The organism is Terrimicrobium sacchariphilum, assembly GCF_001613545.1.
In the GTDB taxonomy this organism is placed as follows: domain Bacteria; phylum Verrucomicrobiota; class Verrucomicrobiia; order Chthoniobacterales; family Terrimicrobiaceae; genus Terrimicrobium; species Terrimicrobium sacchariphilum.
Genome location: NZ_BDCO01000002.1, coordinates 1,484,225 through 1,500,622, shown reverse-complemented (window position 1 = coordinate 1,500,622; position 16,398 = coordinate 1,484,225). Strand labels below are relative to the sequence as shown.

15 protein-coding genes are annotated in these 16,398 nt (G+C 61.0%); 5 read left to right on the top strand and 10 right to left on the bottom strand.

Features of this window, described 5'->3' with window-relative positions; genetic code table 11:
• Window positions 1-6: 6 nt before the first annotated feature.
• Together TSACC_RS07095 and TSACC_RS07090 are read left to right on the top strand one after the other, a co-directional pair.
• Window positions 7-1,032 (top strand): LacI family DNA-binding transcriptional regulator, encoded by a 1,026-nt coding sequence (locus tag TSACC_RS07095; RefSeq protein WP_075078672.1) that lies wholly within the window; start codon window positions 7-9, stop codon window positions 1,030-1,032.
• A gap of 143 nt (window positions 1,033-1,175) precedes the next feature.
• Window positions 1,176-2,276 carry a hydroxyacid dehydrogenase gene (locus TSACC_RS07090; protein WP_084400267.1) on the top strand — a complete coding sequence of 367 codons (1,101 nt, stop codon included), beginning with the start codon at window positions 1,176-1,178 and terminating at the stop codon, window positions 2,274-2,276.
• 220 nt (window positions 2,277-2,496) lie between these two features.
• On the opposite strand, the gene TSACC_RS07085 is transcribed toward TSACC_RS07090, so the two are convergent.
• The 4 genes from TSACC_RS07085 to tal all read right to left on the bottom strand — a co-directional run bounded on the left by TSACC_RS07085 (window position 2,497) and on the right by tal (window position 6,795).
• Entirely contained in the window at window positions 2,497-3,036 is a 540-nt protein-coding gene (locus TSACC_RS07085) for a carbohydrate binding domain-containing protein (protein WP_075078671.1), read from the bottom strand.
• Between the two features lie 90 nt (window positions 3,037-3,126).
• Complete coding sequence (locus TSACC_RS07080; protein ID WP_075078670.1) at window positions 3,127-5,172, bottom strand: CPBP family glutamic-type intramembrane protease; 2,046 nt, start codon at window positions 5,170-5,172, stop codon at window positions 3,127-3,129.
• Between the two features lie 28 nt (window positions 5,173-5,200).
• The gene (locus TSACC_RS07075) at window positions 5,201-5,821 is read right to left on the bottom strand and encodes a hypothetical protein (protein WP_075078669.1); all 621 of its coding nucleotides are present in this window, start codon (window positions 5,819-5,821) and stop codon (window positions 5,201-5,203) included.
• Window positions 5,818-6,795 carry a transaldolase gene (gene tal, locus TSACC_RS07070; RefSeq protein ID WP_075078668.1) on the bottom strand — a complete coding sequence of 326 codons (978 nt, stop codon included), beginning with the start codon at window positions 6,793-6,795 and terminating at the stop codon, window positions 5,818-5,820. The genes TSACC_RS07075 and tal overlap by 4 nt, the downstream gene beginning before the upstream one ends.
• 218 nt (window positions 6,796-7,013) lie before the next feature.
• Between tal and TSACC_RS07065 the strand changes: the two genes are divergently transcribed.
• Together TSACC_RS07065 and TSACC_RS07060 are read left to right on the top strand one after the other, a co-directional pair.
• Complete coding sequence (locus TSACC_RS07065) at window positions 7,014-9,131, top strand: right-handed parallel beta-helix repeat-containing protein (RefSeq protein ID WP_237763912.1); 2,118 nt, start codon at window positions 7,014-7,016, stop codon at window positions 9,129-9,131.
• A 9-nt stretch (window positions 9,132-9,140) separates the two neighbouring features.
• On the top strand, window positions 9,141-10,169 hold the full coding sequence (locus tag TSACC_RS07060) for a serine hydrolase domain-containing protein (RefSeq protein WP_075078666.1): 1,029 nt from the start codon (window positions 9,141-9,143) through the stop codon (window positions 10,167-10,169).
• Here the strand turns inward: TSACC_RS07060 and TSACC_RS07055 are convergent.
• From TSACC_RS07055 to TSACC_RS07045, 3 genes are read right to left on the bottom strand one after another with little or no spacing between them, the layout of a single operon-like run.
• On the bottom strand, window positions 10,166-11,803 hold the full coding sequence (locus TSACC_RS07055; protein ID WP_075078665.1) for an Hsp70 family protein: 1,638 nt from the start codon (window positions 11,801-11,803) through the stop codon (window positions 10,166-10,168). The two genes, TSACC_RS07060 and TSACC_RS07055, sit on opposite strands and share 4 nt — an antisense overlap.
• A gap of 23 nt (window positions 11,804-11,826) precedes the next feature.
• Window positions 11,827-12,390, bottom strand: coding sequence for a J domain-containing protein (locus TSACC_RS07050; protein ID WP_237763911.1), 564 nt, complete (start codon window positions 12,388-12,390; stop codon window positions 11,827-11,829).
• Window positions 12,366-12,731 (bottom strand): HesB/IscA family protein, encoded by a 366-nt coding sequence (locus tag TSACC_RS07045; protein WP_075078663.1) that lies wholly within the window; start codon window positions 12,729-12,731, stop codon window positions 12,366-12,368. Before TSACC_RS07045 ends, TSACC_RS07050 begins: the two co-directional genes overlap by 25 nt.
• A gap of 86 nt (window positions 12,732-12,817) precedes the next feature.
• On the opposite strand from TSACC_RS07045, the gene TSACC_RS07040 reads away from it, so the two are divergent.
• A complete protein-coding gene (locus TSACC_RS07040) occupies window positions 12,818-13,744 on the top strand; it encodes a helix-turn-helix transcriptional regulator (RefSeq protein WP_075078662.1) in 927 nt (308 codons plus the stop codon).
• Here TSACC_RS07040 and TSACC_RS07035 read toward each other — a convergent pair.
• From TSACC_RS07035 to TSACC_RS07025, 3 genes are read right to left on the bottom strand one after another with little or no spacing between them, the layout of a single operon-like run.
• The gene (locus TSACC_RS07035) at window positions 13,741-14,523 is read right to left on the bottom strand and encodes a heme ABC transporter ATP-binding protein (protein WP_075078661.1); all 783 of its coding nucleotides are present in this window, start codon (window positions 14,521-14,523) and stop codon (window positions 13,741-13,743) included. The genes TSACC_RS07040 and TSACC_RS07035 overlap by 4 nt on opposite strands.
• Window positions 14,520-15,572, bottom strand: a complete 1,053-nt coding sequence (locus TSACC_RS07030) for a FecCD family ABC transporter permease (RefSeq protein WP_075078660.1) — start codon at window positions 15,570-15,572, stop codon at window positions 14,520-14,522. The genes TSACC_RS07035 and TSACC_RS07030 overlap by 4 nt, the downstream gene beginning before the upstream one ends.
• On the bottom strand, window positions 15,569-16,387 hold the full coding sequence (locus TSACC_RS07025; protein WP_169809566.1) for a heme/hemin ABC transporter substrate-binding protein: 819 nt from the start codon (window positions 16,385-16,387) through the stop codon (window positions 15,569-15,571). Before TSACC_RS07025 ends, TSACC_RS07030 begins: the two co-directional genes overlap by 4 nt.
• Between the last annotated feature and the right edge of the window lie 11 nt (window positions 16,388-16,398).

Below are 16,398 nucleotides of genomic sequence, written 5' to 3'. Positions count from 1 at the left end.
CCCGGCATGAGCTTCGAACGCGTCTCGCAAAAGGACATCGCCGCCCGGGCGGGCGTCCACATCACCACGGTCTCGCTGGCCCTCAGAGACAGCCCGCGACTGCCCGAGGAGACGCGTATCCGCATCCGCCAGATGGCCGAGGAGATGGGGTACTCCCCGGATCCCATGCTTTCGGCCCTTACGGCCTACCGCAAGAGCGCCAAGGTTTCCCGCTACCAGGGGACGCTCGCCTGGCTCAATACCATAACCAAGACGGAGCCGGATAACCTGGGTTACAAAGCTGGAGCGATTTCCCGCTGCGCCGAGCTGGGCTACGTCCTCGAGGAGTTTCGCGTGGCAGATATGCCCCTGCCCCGTATCTCCCGCGTGCTGAAGGCGCGCAATATCACCGGCATCTTCCTGCCACCCCAGCCCGGTCGCCTCGCACATATCAATTTCGACTGGGAGAACTTTTCCGCGATATCCTTCGGCTACAGTCTCGCGCGCCCCCGTCTGCATGTCGTCACCAATGCGCAATATCGGTCCGTCCATATCGCCATCCGGGCCATGCGGGCACGCGGATACCGGCGCATCGGGTTTGCCACGGTCCAGTCCACCGACGTCCGCACGGATCGTAACTTCTCCTCCGGCTATCTCGCCGAGCAACGCAGGTACAATGAGAAGTATAGCGTCCCAATGTTCATCTACGATGATGTGGCGGACATCAAACGGGTCAAGTTCCTCAAGGAGTTTGGTCGCTGGTACGAAAAACATAAACCCGATGCCGTTTTGAGTCTCGATGGCGAGATGTCCCGCGTTCTGGCCGCACTCGACCTGCCCGCAGAAACCTGCGGTCACGCCTCTCTGATGACGACCCCCGAGGGAGACCTCGCCGGGGTTTATCAGAACGGTCCCATGATCGGCCGTACGGCAGTGGATTTCCTTGTCGGAATGATCCACCGCAATGAACGCGGCATCCCCTCGGTGCCTCTCTATATTTTGGTCGACAGCACGTGGAGGGATGCCCCCTCCCTGCCCGACAAACGCCGCTAGACCCCATCCACCGAGGCCCATCCAGAGCCATTCTATAATACGAGCAAGGATGTCGTTTGCTCGGGAATCGGGTGATTTTAAATTAGGGGAAATTCAAGGCAATCGACCGAGCGCCAACGGAAGCGGTCGAGGCTCCGGAAACCATGACGACATCCACCAAAACCACCCTTCAGCACGCGGAGCCAAAAACCGAATTTGAAACATGGCCTTCGCGCAATGGATCGACTCAGACGCAGCGGTTGCTCATCTGCCTGATCGACGGTGAGATCCAGAAGTTCTTTCCGGATGGCGACCTGCCCGTAGACCTGTATCCAGCCACGAAGCAGGTCGAGGCCTGCAAACTCGATCCCAGTGAGTGGTTGAAGATCCTGAAGGATTTTCAACCGACAGTTATTCTCACCTGCTGGTCGACGCCGGTCATCCCCGAGGAGATCGCCAGCGACCCGGAGTCTTCTCTCAAGTATATCTGCCACATCACCGGCACCGTACGGCGAATGGTCCCGCGCTCTTTTTTCGAGCGGGGCGGAGTCGTGACCAACTGGGGGCCACTGGCCGGAGGTCAGGTCGCCGAGCAAGCCCTGCTCCTCGCCCTCGCCTCTTTGCGCAATATCGGACAGTGGCGCCAGCAGATCGCAGACAAGCATCATGTCCCGTACTGGGACTTCGTTGACTCCCTCCGTACACGCACCCTCTTTGGCCGCCGGATCGGCATCCATGGCTTCGGTCAGATCGCGCAGGCGCTCGTGAAATTGCTCAAACCGTTTCAGGTGAAGATTTCCGCGTATTCGGAAGGAGTCCCGCCGAGCCTGATGGAAAGCCTCGGCGTCAAGCCTTGCCAGTCGTTGGAGGAACTCGTGCCACAGAGCGAGGTCTTCTTTGAGTGCGAGGCTCTGAATCCCTCTTCGGAACGCAGCGTCACCCGGGAGCTTCTTTCCAGGCTCCCCGATCAGGCGCTAGTCGTAAATATCGCCCGAGGAATCATCCTCGATGAGGCTGCCCTCATTGCCGAGGTTCAGTCTGGTCGGCTCCATGCTGCCCTCGACGTGTTCACCCAGGAACCCATCTCGCCCGAGTATCCCCTCTGGCATCAGGAAAAAGCCCTTCTGTCCCCGCACATCGGAGCGCCGACTTCCGACAGCCAATGGACCTATGGCGCGTTTGCCACGGCAAACCTCCGCCGCTTCCTGAACGGTGAAACTCTCGACGGCATCGTCTCCCTTGCCTCCTACGATCGCTCAACCTAGGAAAGCCGGCCTCTCCCACGCCGCGGAGATGGAACTCAAGGCGACCGCCACAGACTGCGGAGTTTTCGTACCATAGCCCCGATTTACGCTGCCTAATCCAATGCGTAAAAAAAGCCGCCGACTTTGCTGTCCGGCGGCTTTTCACTTTTCCGACCTGTCAAATAACGGCTCTCCAGCAGAGGCGCTCGGCGCGCTTTAACCAAAGACGATTTGATTCACTCTAGTTCGCCGTAAGCGAAAAGTCGTCAAAATCGGCCAGACAGGGACGTTGGGAATAGCAGTGTATCGCGAAGCTCACCGACTCGGCGCCCTGCGGAGCGGTGAAGTCCATGGTGTACTCGGTCCACGCACTAGCGCTCTGGGTGACCTGCTTGGCTGACATCTCGGCGGGCACATCGATCTTTTTGCCTTCCGCGTCTTTAAACATCAGCCATACGCCAGCGCCGCTCTGGTTGAGGCTGCGCGCCCAAAAGGTCAGCTTGTAGGACTTCCCGGGCTGCATCTCAAACTTGGAACTCTCCAGCCACGATCCCGGCCCGCCATCTCCCTGCTCCACTCGCAGGCCAAACTGGCCGCTATGCGCCGCATCCGCCTGCACGGAACTCAGGTTGTTTGCCGTGTCTTCCTTGGATGCGCGCCAGCCCTCCGCACCTTGCTCGAAGCCCGGGTTTACAAAGGTCAGTTCTTCCGCCCAGGCGGGAATGGAGAACACTCCTGCCAATATCATGCCTGCGACGATGCTTTTCTGAGAGGATTTCATGAGCGCAACCTAAGATCGTCCGGCTGAACCGGGAACGGAAATACCATTCTAACTATCGACAGCCATCGCGGCAAAACTTGCGGCGAAACCTCACCCGAGCGGTGAAACAAAACTGCTGATGACAAACACGGCATTGGCTGCCGAGTGCAGGACGATGCAGGGAATCACACTGCCTGAGAGCCGACGGAGCAAGGCGAGCAGCATACCCAATACAAACACATAAACCAACCCCACCCACCCATATTGAATATGGAGAAGGGCAAAGATGAGCGACGAAACCAGGGCCGTGAGCCACCACCCCATCGAGCGAATCCACCCTGAGTAGGCATAACCGCGAAAGATCAACTCCTCGGCCAACGGAGCAAAAAGGCACAGGCTCAGAATAAAAGTCGCCGGACTGTGCCGCCCCATCTGCATCAGCTTAAGGGCTTCCATCGACCGGGCGTCCAGCACCCTGTCGACAGCATATCCCATCGCGGCGATGACGATCAGAAACACCGGCGTCCAGAGCAGGGAGGCCTTGAGACCGGGACGACTCAGCCCCAATCGCTTTGCGATCCGGACCCGGGAGCCACAGACCGCCACAGCACCCAGCACGACCAACCACGCGGCACTGATCGCAATGCGCTCCGCCTGACCATTGGCCATGAGGCGTTCCACTGCGGCCGCCTGCTGACTCGGCCCCATTTCCAACAGGTACGGAATCATGGCCGGGATAACCGCCATTACTTGCATCCCGAGATAAGCAACCGCGAGACAGATCACTCCGGCCAGTGTCATCCAGGGAGAAAATCGTCCCCCCTCATCCAAAGTCCTTGCAGGTCGGCAGCGGAGATAAACCCAAAGACCAACCCCTGCCGCCAATGATCCGATCGTCCCGAAGGGCAGCGAGGCAAAGACCGCGACAAAAACCGCAATGACTCCGGCCCAGACCTCTTTGCGCTGCCAGGCAATGATCAGCAGGATGAAACCCGCGAGGAATCCGCCGGCGAGCGCCAGCAACACGTGGACGCCGATCCGGATGTTACGGATCGTTTCAAAATCAAACCGCGGCCCCTTTCGTTCGACCGTCTTCTTGGGGATAAGCGGGTTTGGCCCGCCTTCGTAGGCGTAGCGCCGGGCGGCCTCGAAACTCGCAGGTGTCCAGATTCTCGGAAAATAGCGACCTCCCGTGAAATCAAACTGCTCCCGCGCCGTCTCGCGATCATCGGCCAGCACGGCGAGACGCGTGAAGACGAAACGAACCATGAGATTGTCTGGTTCGCGAGCGATCCACTCCTGAAATCCTTTCTTCGTCCTCTCCCAATCCAGGCGCCCTTCTGCAAAAACCATATCCCGGTTTTTCGCCATGAGGTCTGCGGACCAGACCAGGGCGGCGTAACGGCGATCGCGTTCCCCCTCCGGGGATTTGTCGGCCAGCCCGGTGATCCAGGCTTCAAACTCACCTTCTTCTCCATGCCAGCGCGGCAGCATCCAGTAGCAGGCATTGGAGTAGTACGCGCCATAGGTCGGCTCCCGACCGATGGCCTCGTCGACCAAGGCAAAGTATTCGTCAGGATCCCAACCTTGTCCCAAGGCGACGGATTGGGCCGCCTCGTACCAGCCCGGGCATTGTTCCTTAAGCTTCTTTGCTTCATCCAGGACAACTCGCGCCTGGTCGAGTCGCTCGCCAAAGAGCCGCCAGCCTTCATCGGACACCGTGTCATTTGTCCCGCTCCCTCGCGCCTTCCAGGCGTACCTCGTGAGCGCCCAGGCCAGGGCGACTCTCGCTGTGATGCTCTGCGGGCGCTCGGCCACCCATTTCTCCAGGAAGGCGATACGCCCGGCCTGGTCCTGCTCCTCGTCGGGCATCTTCGCAAGCACCCAATAGTAGGAGGAAAGCAGCCACCCTCCCCCGTCGAGGCGTTCTTTGCTGGCCCGCAATTGAGCGGCAATAGCCTCCAGCCGATCAATATTCCCGGCCGCCAGTTCCTCGCGAGTCTCGTTGGTGATTTCCAGGCTTCGCCGGTAAGCGGGAGTCGGCCCATCCAGGGACTCTGCCGGCGGGAGATCCGCGGAAAACGCAGTGGTCGCACATGCAAAAAGCGCCACGGCGAGAAATCTCACCGTGGCGCGTAATGCTATGAAGGCCGGCATGAAAGGGGGGACGGCCTTCTTCGGGAAACTAGCTTTGCTGCGAAGTGATCTTCGCAAACTCCGCCTTTTGAGTCGGAGTCAGCACCTTGAGCAAGGCCTCGGAGGAGGCCATCTTGCGAGCGCGAAGAAGATCGAGACGTTCCTGATATCCGATTTTGCCCGCCTCAAATTTGCGGTTGATCTTGCCCACCTGCTTGAGACCGGACTGCCGGATTTTCTCGATGGCTTGAATCTGCTTTGGCGCAAGGGCGAGTTCCTTCTGCACCGACGGAGTGTAGAGAACAAGTGCTCCCAGCACCTTGCGCTCGATCTTCATGAACTTCGCCCGCTGGGTCGTGTTCAGGGTCGAGAGCGCCCGCTCGTTGTAGCGATCATTCAAGGCGAGAAGCTTCTTCTCTGCCTCAAGGCGCTGCTCCGGTGTCGTGGGATTCGCCGCCACGATCTGACGTGCGGCATTCTTGTACTCGGCACGCAGGGAGTCGAGGACAGCCCGTTGCAGCGAGTTGAGCTTCAACTCGTCACGCACCTTCTCGATCCCCAGCAGGATGGGTACCGAGCCGGGATGTTCCACCGCCGCCGTGACGGCTTTGGCCTGCGGCATCAGCCCAAGAGCCAGCGCCGCGAGAAGGGTCAGGATACGAATTTTCATACCACCGATTTCAGAATGATTTCCTCGAGTTTGACGATATCAGCGGCAAACTTGCGAATGCCGTCGGAGAGCTTGTCGGTTGCCATCGGGTCCTCGTTGAGGAGCCAGCGGAAGACTTTTTCCGTCACGTCGATCTTTTCGATGTCGGATGCCTTGGCTTCCTCCGGGCTGAGCTTGCGCGCCACCGGATCAGTCGAGTTCTGCAGCTTCTCGAGCAGGTCGGGGCTGATCGTAAGGAGGTCGCAGCCCGCGAGTTCGAGGATCTCCCCGATATTGCGGAAGCTGGCGCCCATCACCTGGGTCTTGTAGCCAAACTTCTTATAGTAATTGTAGACGCGCTGGACGGACTGCACGCCGGGGTCCTCGGCTCCGACGTATTCCTTGCCGGTGTGGGCCTTGTAGTAGTCGTAAATGCGGCCAACGAAGGGCGAGATCAGCGTTACGCCAGCCTCGGCACAGGCGATGGCCTGCGGCAGCGAGAAAAGCAGGGTCAGATTGCAGTGGATGCCTTCCTTTTCGCAGACTTCGGCAGCACGGGCACCTTCCCAAGTGGAGGCAATCTTGATCAGGATGCGCTCACGGGCGATACCGGCTTTTTCATAGAGTCCGATCAGGTAACGGGCCTTCTCCACCGTCGCTTCGACATCAAAGGAAAGACGGGCGTCCACCTCGGTCGACACGCGGCCCGGCACGATCTCAAGGATCTTCGTCCCGAAGGCAATGAGCAGATCGTCGATGATCTTCTTGGCCAGTGCATCACCGCTGAGCGAGGAACCCTTGTTGTCAGCGATGGCCTTTTCGAGCAGGGGCTTGTACTCGGCCTGCTGCACCGCCTTGAAAATCAGGGTCGGGTTCGTCGTGGCGTCCTGGGGTGAATACTTCTTGATGGATTCAAAATCCCCGGTGTCGGCGACAACTGTTGTAAACTTCTTGAGTTCGTCGAGTTGAGTGGAGGCGGCGAGAGAGGCGCTCATTACGATTTAAGGTTCTGACACGGTGTCGCCTTGACCGGGGAAAAGCAACTGCGAAATCGCCACGCTTTTTTGGGAAAAATTTGCTCGAAAGATAGAATGGCTTGAGGGATTGTTTTCTTTTCGCGGGGCATACCGAGTAGACTCTCAGCGAACCGATGCCATCTCCATCCCCCTTCTCACTTCGTCCTCAGGCTTTGTCCGGAGTCATCTCGCGGCATGTGCGTTCTCCGCGCGCTCGCGACATCTCTGTCGACCCTGCAGGTGGGATGTTTGATTCCAAGACCATTCCAGCGGCGATCAAGAAAAGCTCCCCGGATGACGGGATACTCGTGCCTGCGGGCGAGTATGAGCTGACCGAGGTGGACAAGTCGCTGCGCTTCCAAGCCATCGAAAATGGCGCGAGCCTGCGTGGCCCCATGGTCATTACCGGCGATTTTGTCATTTTTACAGGCTTGAAGATTCGCGGTAACGACGACGCCCCGGCCATCGAGATCCGCAAGGGCATTGTCATCTTTGAGGAGTGCCTGATCGAGGGCGGAGTCCGCGTTTGTGAAGGGGGGCAGGCCTACTTCACCGTCTGCCATATCCGAAAAGCCGAGGAGGGCCTGTGCATTACCGACCGCTCGACCTCTGAGCTCTTCCGCACTGCGGTCTCGGGCTGCCACGCGGGCGTGGCTGTACGCCATGGCTCCACCTGCGCCCTTTACGCCAGCCGCATTGAGCAATGTGCCGCAAAACCGGGTGCAGATGAACTCGGTGCGGGCATCTTCGCAGAAGCCTCGACGGTCTACGCCGAGGGTCTCTCCCTCCGCGGCAACAGCGTCGGGCTTTACCTTCAGGACTGCCCCGAGGTGCGTCTGCTCAGCACCCACTTTTCCGAGCACCACGCCGCGAGCATCATCTCCGCAGGCCTCGCATCGAGCAAATTGCATCTCCGCTCCTGCTCTTTCGACAAGCAGTCCTCGGCACGTTGCGGACAGATCAACATCACCGGTGGCTCGCTTCTCATGGAGCACTCCCTCGTTCGCCCCGAGGCCACCATTGCGCTTACGGCGAATCAAGCTCGTCTCGAATTCTTTCGATCCCGCCTGGAGTCTGCTTCGGAAATCGCCGTGGATGCGCAGATGAGCCATATCGAGGCGACGGATCTTTCCCTCCAGTCGATCACCGGTGCGGCTCTCTCGGCTTCGGATTGCCGAGGCGTCATCAAGCTGAGTTCTTTCACCGGCCAACCGCCTACCGCCATCCTCAGGTCGAATGACCTGATCCTGGAGGAGTGCAAACTCATCGACTCCAGTGTAACCGATCCCGACACGGTGGAAAAACGCGCTGGATCTGCGATGGACGCGCTCATGGAGGCTCTGAATCAGACCGTGAGCCACGAGAACGTCCGGGCCGAGCTCGAGAGGATCATTCGCCAGGCTCATGCCGCCTACCGGCGCGGGTTGCGAGGTTTCCCGATGACGACCCAGAGCTTTCACGCCGCTCTTATCGGCCCGAAGTCCGTGGGTGAGGAGAGCGCCGGAGCCATGCTGGCCCAGGCGCTGCATGTCTTCAGCATCATCCACAGCCCGGAGCTTCATCGCGTCACGATCGACCAGCTACTGGAGGAAGGCATCGATCAACTACCCAAGGAAGGCGCTTTGTTTCTTAGCGCCCGCGAAGCAACCGGTTTCACCACCGCAACCACGGCTGCCGTACGGACTCTCATCGAGAATCTCACCCGTGACCCGGAGCGTCTCGTGATCATGGAGGGCGAACGAGAGGAAATCCGGCGTGTGCTCCGTCTGAGTCCGGCTATCCAGCTCGCGTTCTCCAATATCATCAATTTCGCCTCCTACGGCCCCGTCGAGCTCACCAACCTCTTCACCCAGGCCTGCATTCGCGACGGGATTACGCTGAGTTCAGACGCCGCGCTCACCTTGTTGCTGGCGTTTCATTTCTATTCGGACCGTATGGATCGGCGATTCACCTCGGTTGAGGGTGTCCTGTCCCTGTACCAGCGTGCACGTCGGCTTTATCTCGAGCGCTGCGGCCGGCTGGAGCGTTTCGACTGCGAGATGGAAGCGCAGGACCTGGACCTGCCCATGGATAAACTGCTCCGGAATGCAACCGACCGCATGCCGGCGTTTTCCTCTTTCTGCCCTTCATGCTCCAAGGAAAATCCGTGGGTCCACGGCTTGGACCGCACGATGGTGTGCGTGCATTGCGAGAAGCCCTACCTCACCAAATGGGGACTCTGGCGGGAATCCTTCGCCTACCGTCGGCTCAAGGAAGCCGCCCCGCGCATCGAGGGAGGCGCAATTTCCCGTCGCGCACATCACTCACATAAGTAAACTCCTCGGGTGAAGCCGATCGGAGTCCTTATCATCATTTCGCTGTTTTCAGCAGCGGTAGCTCAGGCTGACCCCCACTCTGCCGCCGCCTACTCCGCCCGACATGGCGAGACGGCACTTTTGGTCTGGCAGGACGGCAGGACGCTCGTAAGCCGGGGAAGGACCTCGACCGGCGTGCAACCGCCCAACGTCTACAGTATCACCAAGACTCTCTGCGCCATGGGGACGATGGCCGCCATCACCAAGGGCTGGCTCAAGCTCGACGAACGCGCCAGCGATGCCATCACGGAATGGAAAAATGATCCCCGGAAACGCGACATCACGATCCGGCAACTCCTCGACCAAACCTCGGGCCTGAACCCCGGTTATGAAACCTTCTACCGCCCGAACCTCAAGGACAAGCAGACTGCCGTCGCCAGGCTATCCTCGGTAGCAAAACCAGGCACAACCTTCGCTTATGGCCCTGCTCACTACGAAGCTCTAGAGCTTGTCCTGGCCCGCAAGCTGAAGCAGCCTCCGCTTCCCTGGATCAACTCCGTCCTGCTGCAACCGCTCGGCATTCCCATCGCGGGATGGCGACGGGACAGGGAAGGAACTCCTTATTTTTCTGCCGGCGCTCATGCCTGCGCCACTCAACTCCTTGCCGTCGGACAGGTCGTGCGCAAGGAAGGCTGGCGCTGGATTTTCCCGATCTTCTCGTCTCCGGTTTTCCGCGAGGCGGTACAAGGTTCCGACGCCAATCCCGCTTATGGCGGAGGTCTTTGGAACAACTCGCTGGCAGCCGTCAAGGATGCCGTCTCCCGAGATGTGGAGGAGGCCATCTCGGCGGGATTGGGCCGTCAGGAATGGAATCGCACCTGTCTTTCCCGGGAGGCTCCGACAGACCTCCTCGCGATGGTGGGTTCCTACGGGCAGAGGGTCTACATCGTTCCCTCGCAAAGCCTGATCATCGTACGTCAGGGTCGGGAATCCGGCTTCCGCGATCCAGAGTTTCTCGCCGCTTACTTCCGCCCCTCGGGAAAGACGGCGAAGAACTAGCTGCCCATCGCCAGTTCAATCAACTGGGCGGCCAGCGGCTCAGTCAGCCTGTCGAGATCGGCCAGGGCGGCCTTCAGCTTGGAAAGCGACTTTTCCGCCTTTGCGCTGCGCACCGCCCCGGCGGCGGCCAGGATCGCGGCGCGGTCGCTTTCCGGCACCTTGTCACCGAGCGCCGCCAGAGCCTTGTCGACAGCGGGCAGCATCTCGTCGGCCTTGATCGTCGCCTCGGTAAAGACCCGCTCATCCATGTCCTCAAAGGCGTGCTCGAGGGAATCCTCCAGCATCTTTTCCACCGCTTCGTCGCTCACCTCGACCGCGCTCTCGATCGCGACCTTGGTATCGACTCCGGTGGCGATATCGCGGGCGAGGACCTGGAGCAGCCCATTCGCGTCGATTTCAAACTGTACTCCCACCCTGGCCTGACCGCGTGGAGCGGGGGCAAATGAGACGACAAACTCACCGAGCTTCCAGTTATCCCGAGCCATCTCGCGCTCGCCCTGGAGCACCGTGATGCGCATCGAGGTCTGGTTGGCGGCGGCATTGGCAAACATCTCGCCCGCCCGGCAGGGAATGGTCGTATTTCGCGGGATGAGGACATTCATCAACCCGCCAAAAGTCTCTATACCGAGGGAAAGCGGCGTCACGTCGAGGAGGGTGACGTTTTGCACGGATCCGGACAGGATACCCGCCTGGATCGCCGCGCCCAATGCCACCGCTTCATCCGGATGCTGGGAGACGTTGGGTTCCTTTCCGAACACCTCGCGAACAAACTCGCGCACCAGCGGCATGCGAGTCGAGCCGCCAACGAGGATCACCTCGTCAAGCTGTCCGACATCGACCTTCGCGTCGTGCAGCGAACGCAGGCAATGCAGACGGGTCTTCTCAAGGATCGGGCGGCAGACTTCTGCAATCTGCTCGCCACCCTCGCGTTTCCGAGCCTCGGCTTCCGCCAGAGAAATGCCAAATTTCTCCGCGATCGCCCGGTCAAAGTCATCGCCGCCAAGCCGGGTATCGCCGTTCGTCGCCAGCACCTGAAACACGCCGCCGGAAAGCTCCAGCACCGAGATGTCAAACGTTCCGCCGCCCAGATCGTAAACGGCCACGTGTGATTTTTCCCCCAGCCGGTCCAAACCATAGGCGAGCGCGGCCGCAGTGGGCTCCGCCAGGAGGCGCTCGACCTCAAACCCCGCCAGTTCACCCGCCCGCTTGGTGGCGCTGCGCTGGGCGTCGTTGAAATAGGCCGGGACCGTGATGACGGCCTTCGTCACCGGACCACCCAAGACACGTTCAGCCTGGACCTTGAGCTTGCGGAGGATGAATGCGGAAATCTCCTCGGGGCTAAGGGTCTGGGAACCTACCTGCAAGCGCACCGGTTCGCCCGGCCTGCCCACCACCGGCAAGGTGGTCTCCACCTCGCCAACGCGCGAACCCATCAGGCGCTTGATCGACAAAACCCCGGTTTCGCGATGCTCGAGAGCCTCCCAACCAACCACCGGCTCGGTCGCATCTTCCGGGAAATAGAGCGCGGAGGGCGTGAGTCGGCACCCGTTCTCGTCGGCAAAGAGCACGGGGAAACCGGCGTCCATCGCGCCGATGAGGGAATTTGTCGTTCCGAGGTCGATTCCTACGATCATGGTCACCGCACGCTACGTGCCGTTCAGCCGTGCGCGAGCTTAAATTCCGCCTCGCGCAATTGGGCCTCCCACTTTCCGGTAAAGGCATAATCGCCCGCCAGAGCGGCGAGTTCACCCGGCTCCACCGCAGGCCAGCGCGTATCCAACTCACGCAGGCGCGCGTCGAGCCTGGCGCGGGAGTCTGCGATGGCCTCGAGGGCCAGCGTCACCTTTGCCGCTGCCGCGCGACATTCCGCGGTGCTGACCGCTCGCGAGAGGGCCGTGGTCGAGGAGGAGCGGGTCTGCAATGCCGCATTGGCCGCCTGCATCGTTCCGCCCACCAGCATGAAAATCTCCGGCGATCCCAGCCGGCCCACTGTGTCGCCATCGCCCGCCAGCAGACGCAATCGTGCCGCGGGATCGCTCAATACGCGATAGGCCTCCTGAAGCTCCGTAAATCGCCCGGCGTCTCCACGCCCGGAATCTGGATGGGCGGCAGCCGATTCGCGCAGATAACGTTCCTTGAGATCGGTCTCGTCGGGAATGGGCCGCGCCGCGATTCCGAACAGGGAAAAGGCGTCCGTCACGCCGAGAAACTCTCGCCGCACGAACAATGCGCCACGGCATTGGGATTCGTCACCTTGAAGCCACCCTTTTGCAGGTCGTCGCTGTAGTCGAGCTCCGATCCGCTGACGAAGAGCGCGCTCTTGGGATCGACGACCACGCGCACGGCGTTGGACTCGACCATGATGTCGCGATTGGCCGGGCCGTCGACGAGGTCCATCTTGTACTGCAATCCCGAGCATCCTCCACCGATCACTGCCACCCGCAACGCGCCGCCCGGTCGCCCCTGACGTTCGAGCAATGACCGCAGCTTGGCGCTGGCTCCATCCAGCACGCGAATGAGCTTCTCGTTTCCGATGCGATATTTGACCTCGGTTGTCTCCACGCGCGCAATATGGGGGCGAATTCTTTTCCCCGCAAGATCACTTCCCGCTTGCTAGACTGAGACTCATTCTCATTTAATGGCGAGCCATGTCCGCACCAGCCACCTTCGTCGAAAGCCCCGCCTGGGAGGGCATCCAGGGGGAGTGGAGGCGCATCTATGGGAGCTTCCAGGAAGGGCTGAGCATTGAATGGCATGATTTTGAGTGCGCCACGACCCTCGACTGGTCACGCAGCTTTCATCCCGACAGCCTGGAGATCTGTATTAATCTCGCCGGATGCGGCACCTTGCGCACGAGTCCCTCGCGCACGCATGTGATCAATCCCCAGACCGTGGCCCACTATAGTGTGGGCAGCGAAGGGCTGGCAGCGGATCGCCACGCGGGCCAGAAGCACCGTTTCTTCACCATTGAGATTTCACGCCCATGGCTCAACCAGGCCATCACCGGCTTCGAAGGTCATCTCAACCGGGAAACGCTCACCTTTCTCAGCGGCAACCTGAAGCCGTCGCAACAGACCCGCAGCGCGCCGCTCGACCAACGCCTGAAGCGCACAACGGAAGAACTCCTCCACCCACCGATTCCCGAACCGATCAACTCCCTCTGGTTCCGCGCCAAGGCGCTCGAGATCGTCTCTCATGTCCTGATAGACACCACGAGCGAACTCTTCTGCCAGCGCCACAAGCGCGTCGCCCTCGATCGCGTCGAACGGGTCAAGCAGGCGCTCGCGCGCGACCTGGAACATCCCCCCACCCTCGGCGAACTTGCCAGGGAGGTCGGATGCAGTTCATTTTACCTCAGCCGCATCTTCTCCGAGCAGACCGGCATGACCATCTCGCGATACCTGCGCAACCTGCGGCTGGAAAAGGCAGCCGAGCTCCTACGCAAGGGCGAGTGCAATGTCACCGAGGCGGCCTTTACCGTGGGCTACTCCAGCCTCAGCCATTTCTCCAAGGCATTTGCCGAGATGTTCGGCTCATGCCCGTGTGTCTTCCCGCTCCAGGGAAAGAAAAACTAGCGGGGCGGCAGCTCCACGAAAACCGCCGGAGCCTCGCAGAGCGGGTTCGCCGTGATGCGGGCGTGGACCGAGAAGACGTCTCCGATGCGCTCCGCCGTCATCACCTCGGCCGGAGCACCCTCCGCCACGATGCCACCCTCTTTCATGAGAATGACATGATCGGCGTATTGAGCGGCCAGATTCAGGTCATGAATCACCACAAGGACGGTGACCCCGCGACGAGCCATGTTTCGAGCCACCTGCAAGGCGCCGTGCTGATGCGCCGGATCGAGATTGGAAATCGGCTCGTCGAGCATGAGGCAGCGGCCATCGCTCACGGGGCGCCAGCCAATCTGGAGCAGCACCCTGGCAAACTGGACGCGCTGCAACTCGCCACCCGACAACGTCGTCACCACCCGGTCGGCGAGATGCTCGCTATCGGTCATGCGCAGTGCCTCGCGGGCGAGGCCCTCTTGCGATCCTGCATCGCCGTAGGGCGAACGCCCGAGCAGCACGACCTCCAGCGCCGTGAAATCAAAGGGCACCGCAGACTGCTGCGGGAGTACCGCGCGATATTTCGCGAGATCGCGCGCGCTCCACTCCGCCAGCGGTTTGCCCGCGAAAAAAATCGTCCCGGTCGTCGGCTTGAGCTGACCACAGAGCAGCTTGAGCAGCGTGGATTTTCCCGCGCCGTTCGGGCCGAGAATCGCCGTAAACTCCCCGGGTCGCACCCGCAGGTTCAGGCTCCGCACCAGCTCGCGCTCGCGAACACGAAAGGAAAGCTGCCTCGCCTCGATCATGACCAAAGGGCCTTTCTGCGCTGCCGCAGGAGCATCCCGAGAAAGAACGGCGCCCCAAAGGCCGCGGTGAGGATTCCGATCGGCATCTCCGCCGGAGCGACAATGATCCGGGCCGCTGTATCAGCCAATACCAACAAGCTCGCGCCGAGCAAGGCCGAGCCCGGAATGAGCCACCGATGGTCCGGCCCGATCATGAGGCGCACCAGGTGCGGAACGACCAGGCCGACAAAACCAATGATTCCCGTGTAAGCCACACAGACGCCGACACCTGCAGCCGTGAGAAAAATGATCAGCCCTTTGATTCTCTCAACCGCGTACCCCAGGTGCGCCGCCTCGGCCTCGCCGAGCGAGAGTGCGTTCAAGGCCCCGGCAAACAGCGGAGCCAATGCCACCAGACCCAGGCAGAAGGGCATGGCAATACAAACAATCGTCCAGTCCGCCGCGCCCAGGCTGCCCAGCGTCCAGAAGGAGAGCGTGCGCAACTGGGCATCGGTGGCGAGAAAGGTGGCAAAGCCGATCACCGCACCCACGAGGGCGTTTACCGCCACGCCCGCCAGCAACAAGGTCGCCACCGCCGTGTAGCCGCTGGTATTGGCTACGCGCTGGATGAACAACGTCACCCCCAATGCCCCGATAAAGGCCGCCATGGGAAGAAAGCCCGCATGATGCAGAAACGGCAGCGTCGGCAGCAGCACGCCGCCGAGCACGATGGCAAAGACCGCGCCCAGAGCCGCCCCGCTCGACACGCCTATAAGGCTGGGATCGGCCAGCGGATTACGGAAAAGTCCCTGCATGAGCGCGCCCGCCACAGACAAACCGGCTCCGACCATGAGGCCGAGCACCACCCTCGGGGCACGCAGATGCCAGAGCACGGCATCCTGAGTGCCCGGGGTTGCGACGCCGGTCAGCTTGCCCCAGAGGATGGATAGGATTTCCCCTGGAGGTATGCGCACCGCGCCGAGACTGAGGCCGATGACGACAGAGCCTATGGCCGCCACGATCAACGCAGCGACCACCAGGCTCCGCCCGCGGCGGATGCCGGAGCTCACTTCTGGGCGAGACCCGGAGAAGCCCGGAGCTTCTGCCCCAACTCCAGCGCGGCCTTGCCGAGCCGAGGTCCGAAGCCGAGAAGATACAGATCATCCATCGCAACAACGCGTCCCGCTTTTCCAGCCGGGGTAAGCGCGAGACCCGGTTGCTTGAGCAACTCGTCGATGCCCCCCGCACTTTCGAGACCCTTGGATGTCACCAGGATCACGTCGGGTGCCGCTGCGACAGCCGCCTCGGCGGTGAGGGGCTTGTAGCCCTCGTAATCTGTCACGGCATTGCGAGCACCGGCTAGCGTGATCATCGCGTCTGCGGCGGTGTTTTTTCCCGAGACGTTCATCAGCCCGCCTCCGCGGGTGTAGATGAAGAGCACCTTCGGCGCAGTCTCCGGTTTCCCCGCACTTTCGCTGGCGACCCGGAGGTCATCCCGCAGAGTGGCGATCAGCTTGTCCGCCTCCTCCGCCTTGCCAACCTCGGAACCCACCACTCGGATGCGATTTTCCGCCGCTTCCACGGTGTGCTCATTGGGCAGACGAACGACCTTCACGCCGATTTTCTCAACCTGGCTGAGTGCCTCCGTCGGGCCGCTGTCGGCATTCACCAGCACGAGGGATGGCTTCATCGACAGGATTCCTTCGGCCGACAATGCCCGCGAGTACCCGACCTTGGGCAATGCCACCGCCTGCTCCGGGAAGATGCTGGAGGTATCCACCGCCACGAGCGCATCCTGCGCACCCAGCGCATAGATCGTCTCGGTAATGGCTCCTCCCGCGCTCACGATGCGGTCTGAAGCGTGGCTTTCGAGTGCGAAAGCCACGGCCAGCAAAA

Bases quoted from the DNA above. Each gene is read 5' to 3' on its own strand.
- TSACC_RS07095 (WP_075078672.1), top strand. From the start codon at position 7: ATGAGCTTCGAACGCGTCTCGCAAAAGGACATCGCCGCCCGGGCGGGC.
- TSACC_RS07090 (WP_084400267.1), top strand. From the start codon at position 1,176: ATGACGACATCCACCAAAACCACCCTTCAGCACGCGGAGCCAAAAACC.
- TSACC_RS07085 (WP_075078671.1), bottom strand. From the start codon at position 3,036: ATGAAATCCTCTCAGAAAAGCATCGTCGCAGGCATGATATTGGCAGGA.
- TSACC_RS07080 (WP_075078670.1), bottom strand. From the start codon at position 5,172: ATGCCGGCCTTCATAGCATTACGCGCCACGGTGAGATTTCTCGCCGTG.
- TSACC_RS07075 (WP_075078669.1), bottom strand. From the start codon at position 5,821: ATGAAAATTCGTATCCTGACCCTTCTCGCGGCGCTGGCTCTTGGGCTG.
- tal (WP_075078668.1), bottom strand. From the start codon at position 6,795: ATGAGCGCCTCTCTCGCCGCCTCCACTCAACTCGACGAACTCAAGAAG.
- TSACC_RS07055 (WP_075078665.1), bottom strand. From the start codon at position 11,803: ATGATCGTAGGAATCGACCTCGGAACGACAAATTCCCTCATCGGCGCG.
- TSACC_RS07040 (WP_075078662.1), top strand. From the start codon at position 12,818: ATGTCCGCACCAGCCACCTTCGTCGAAAGCCCCGCCTGGGAGGGCATC.
- TSACC_RS07035 (WP_075078661.1), bottom strand. From the start codon at position 14,523: ATGATCGAGGCGAGGCAGCTTTCCTTTCGTGTTCGCGAGCGCGAGCTG.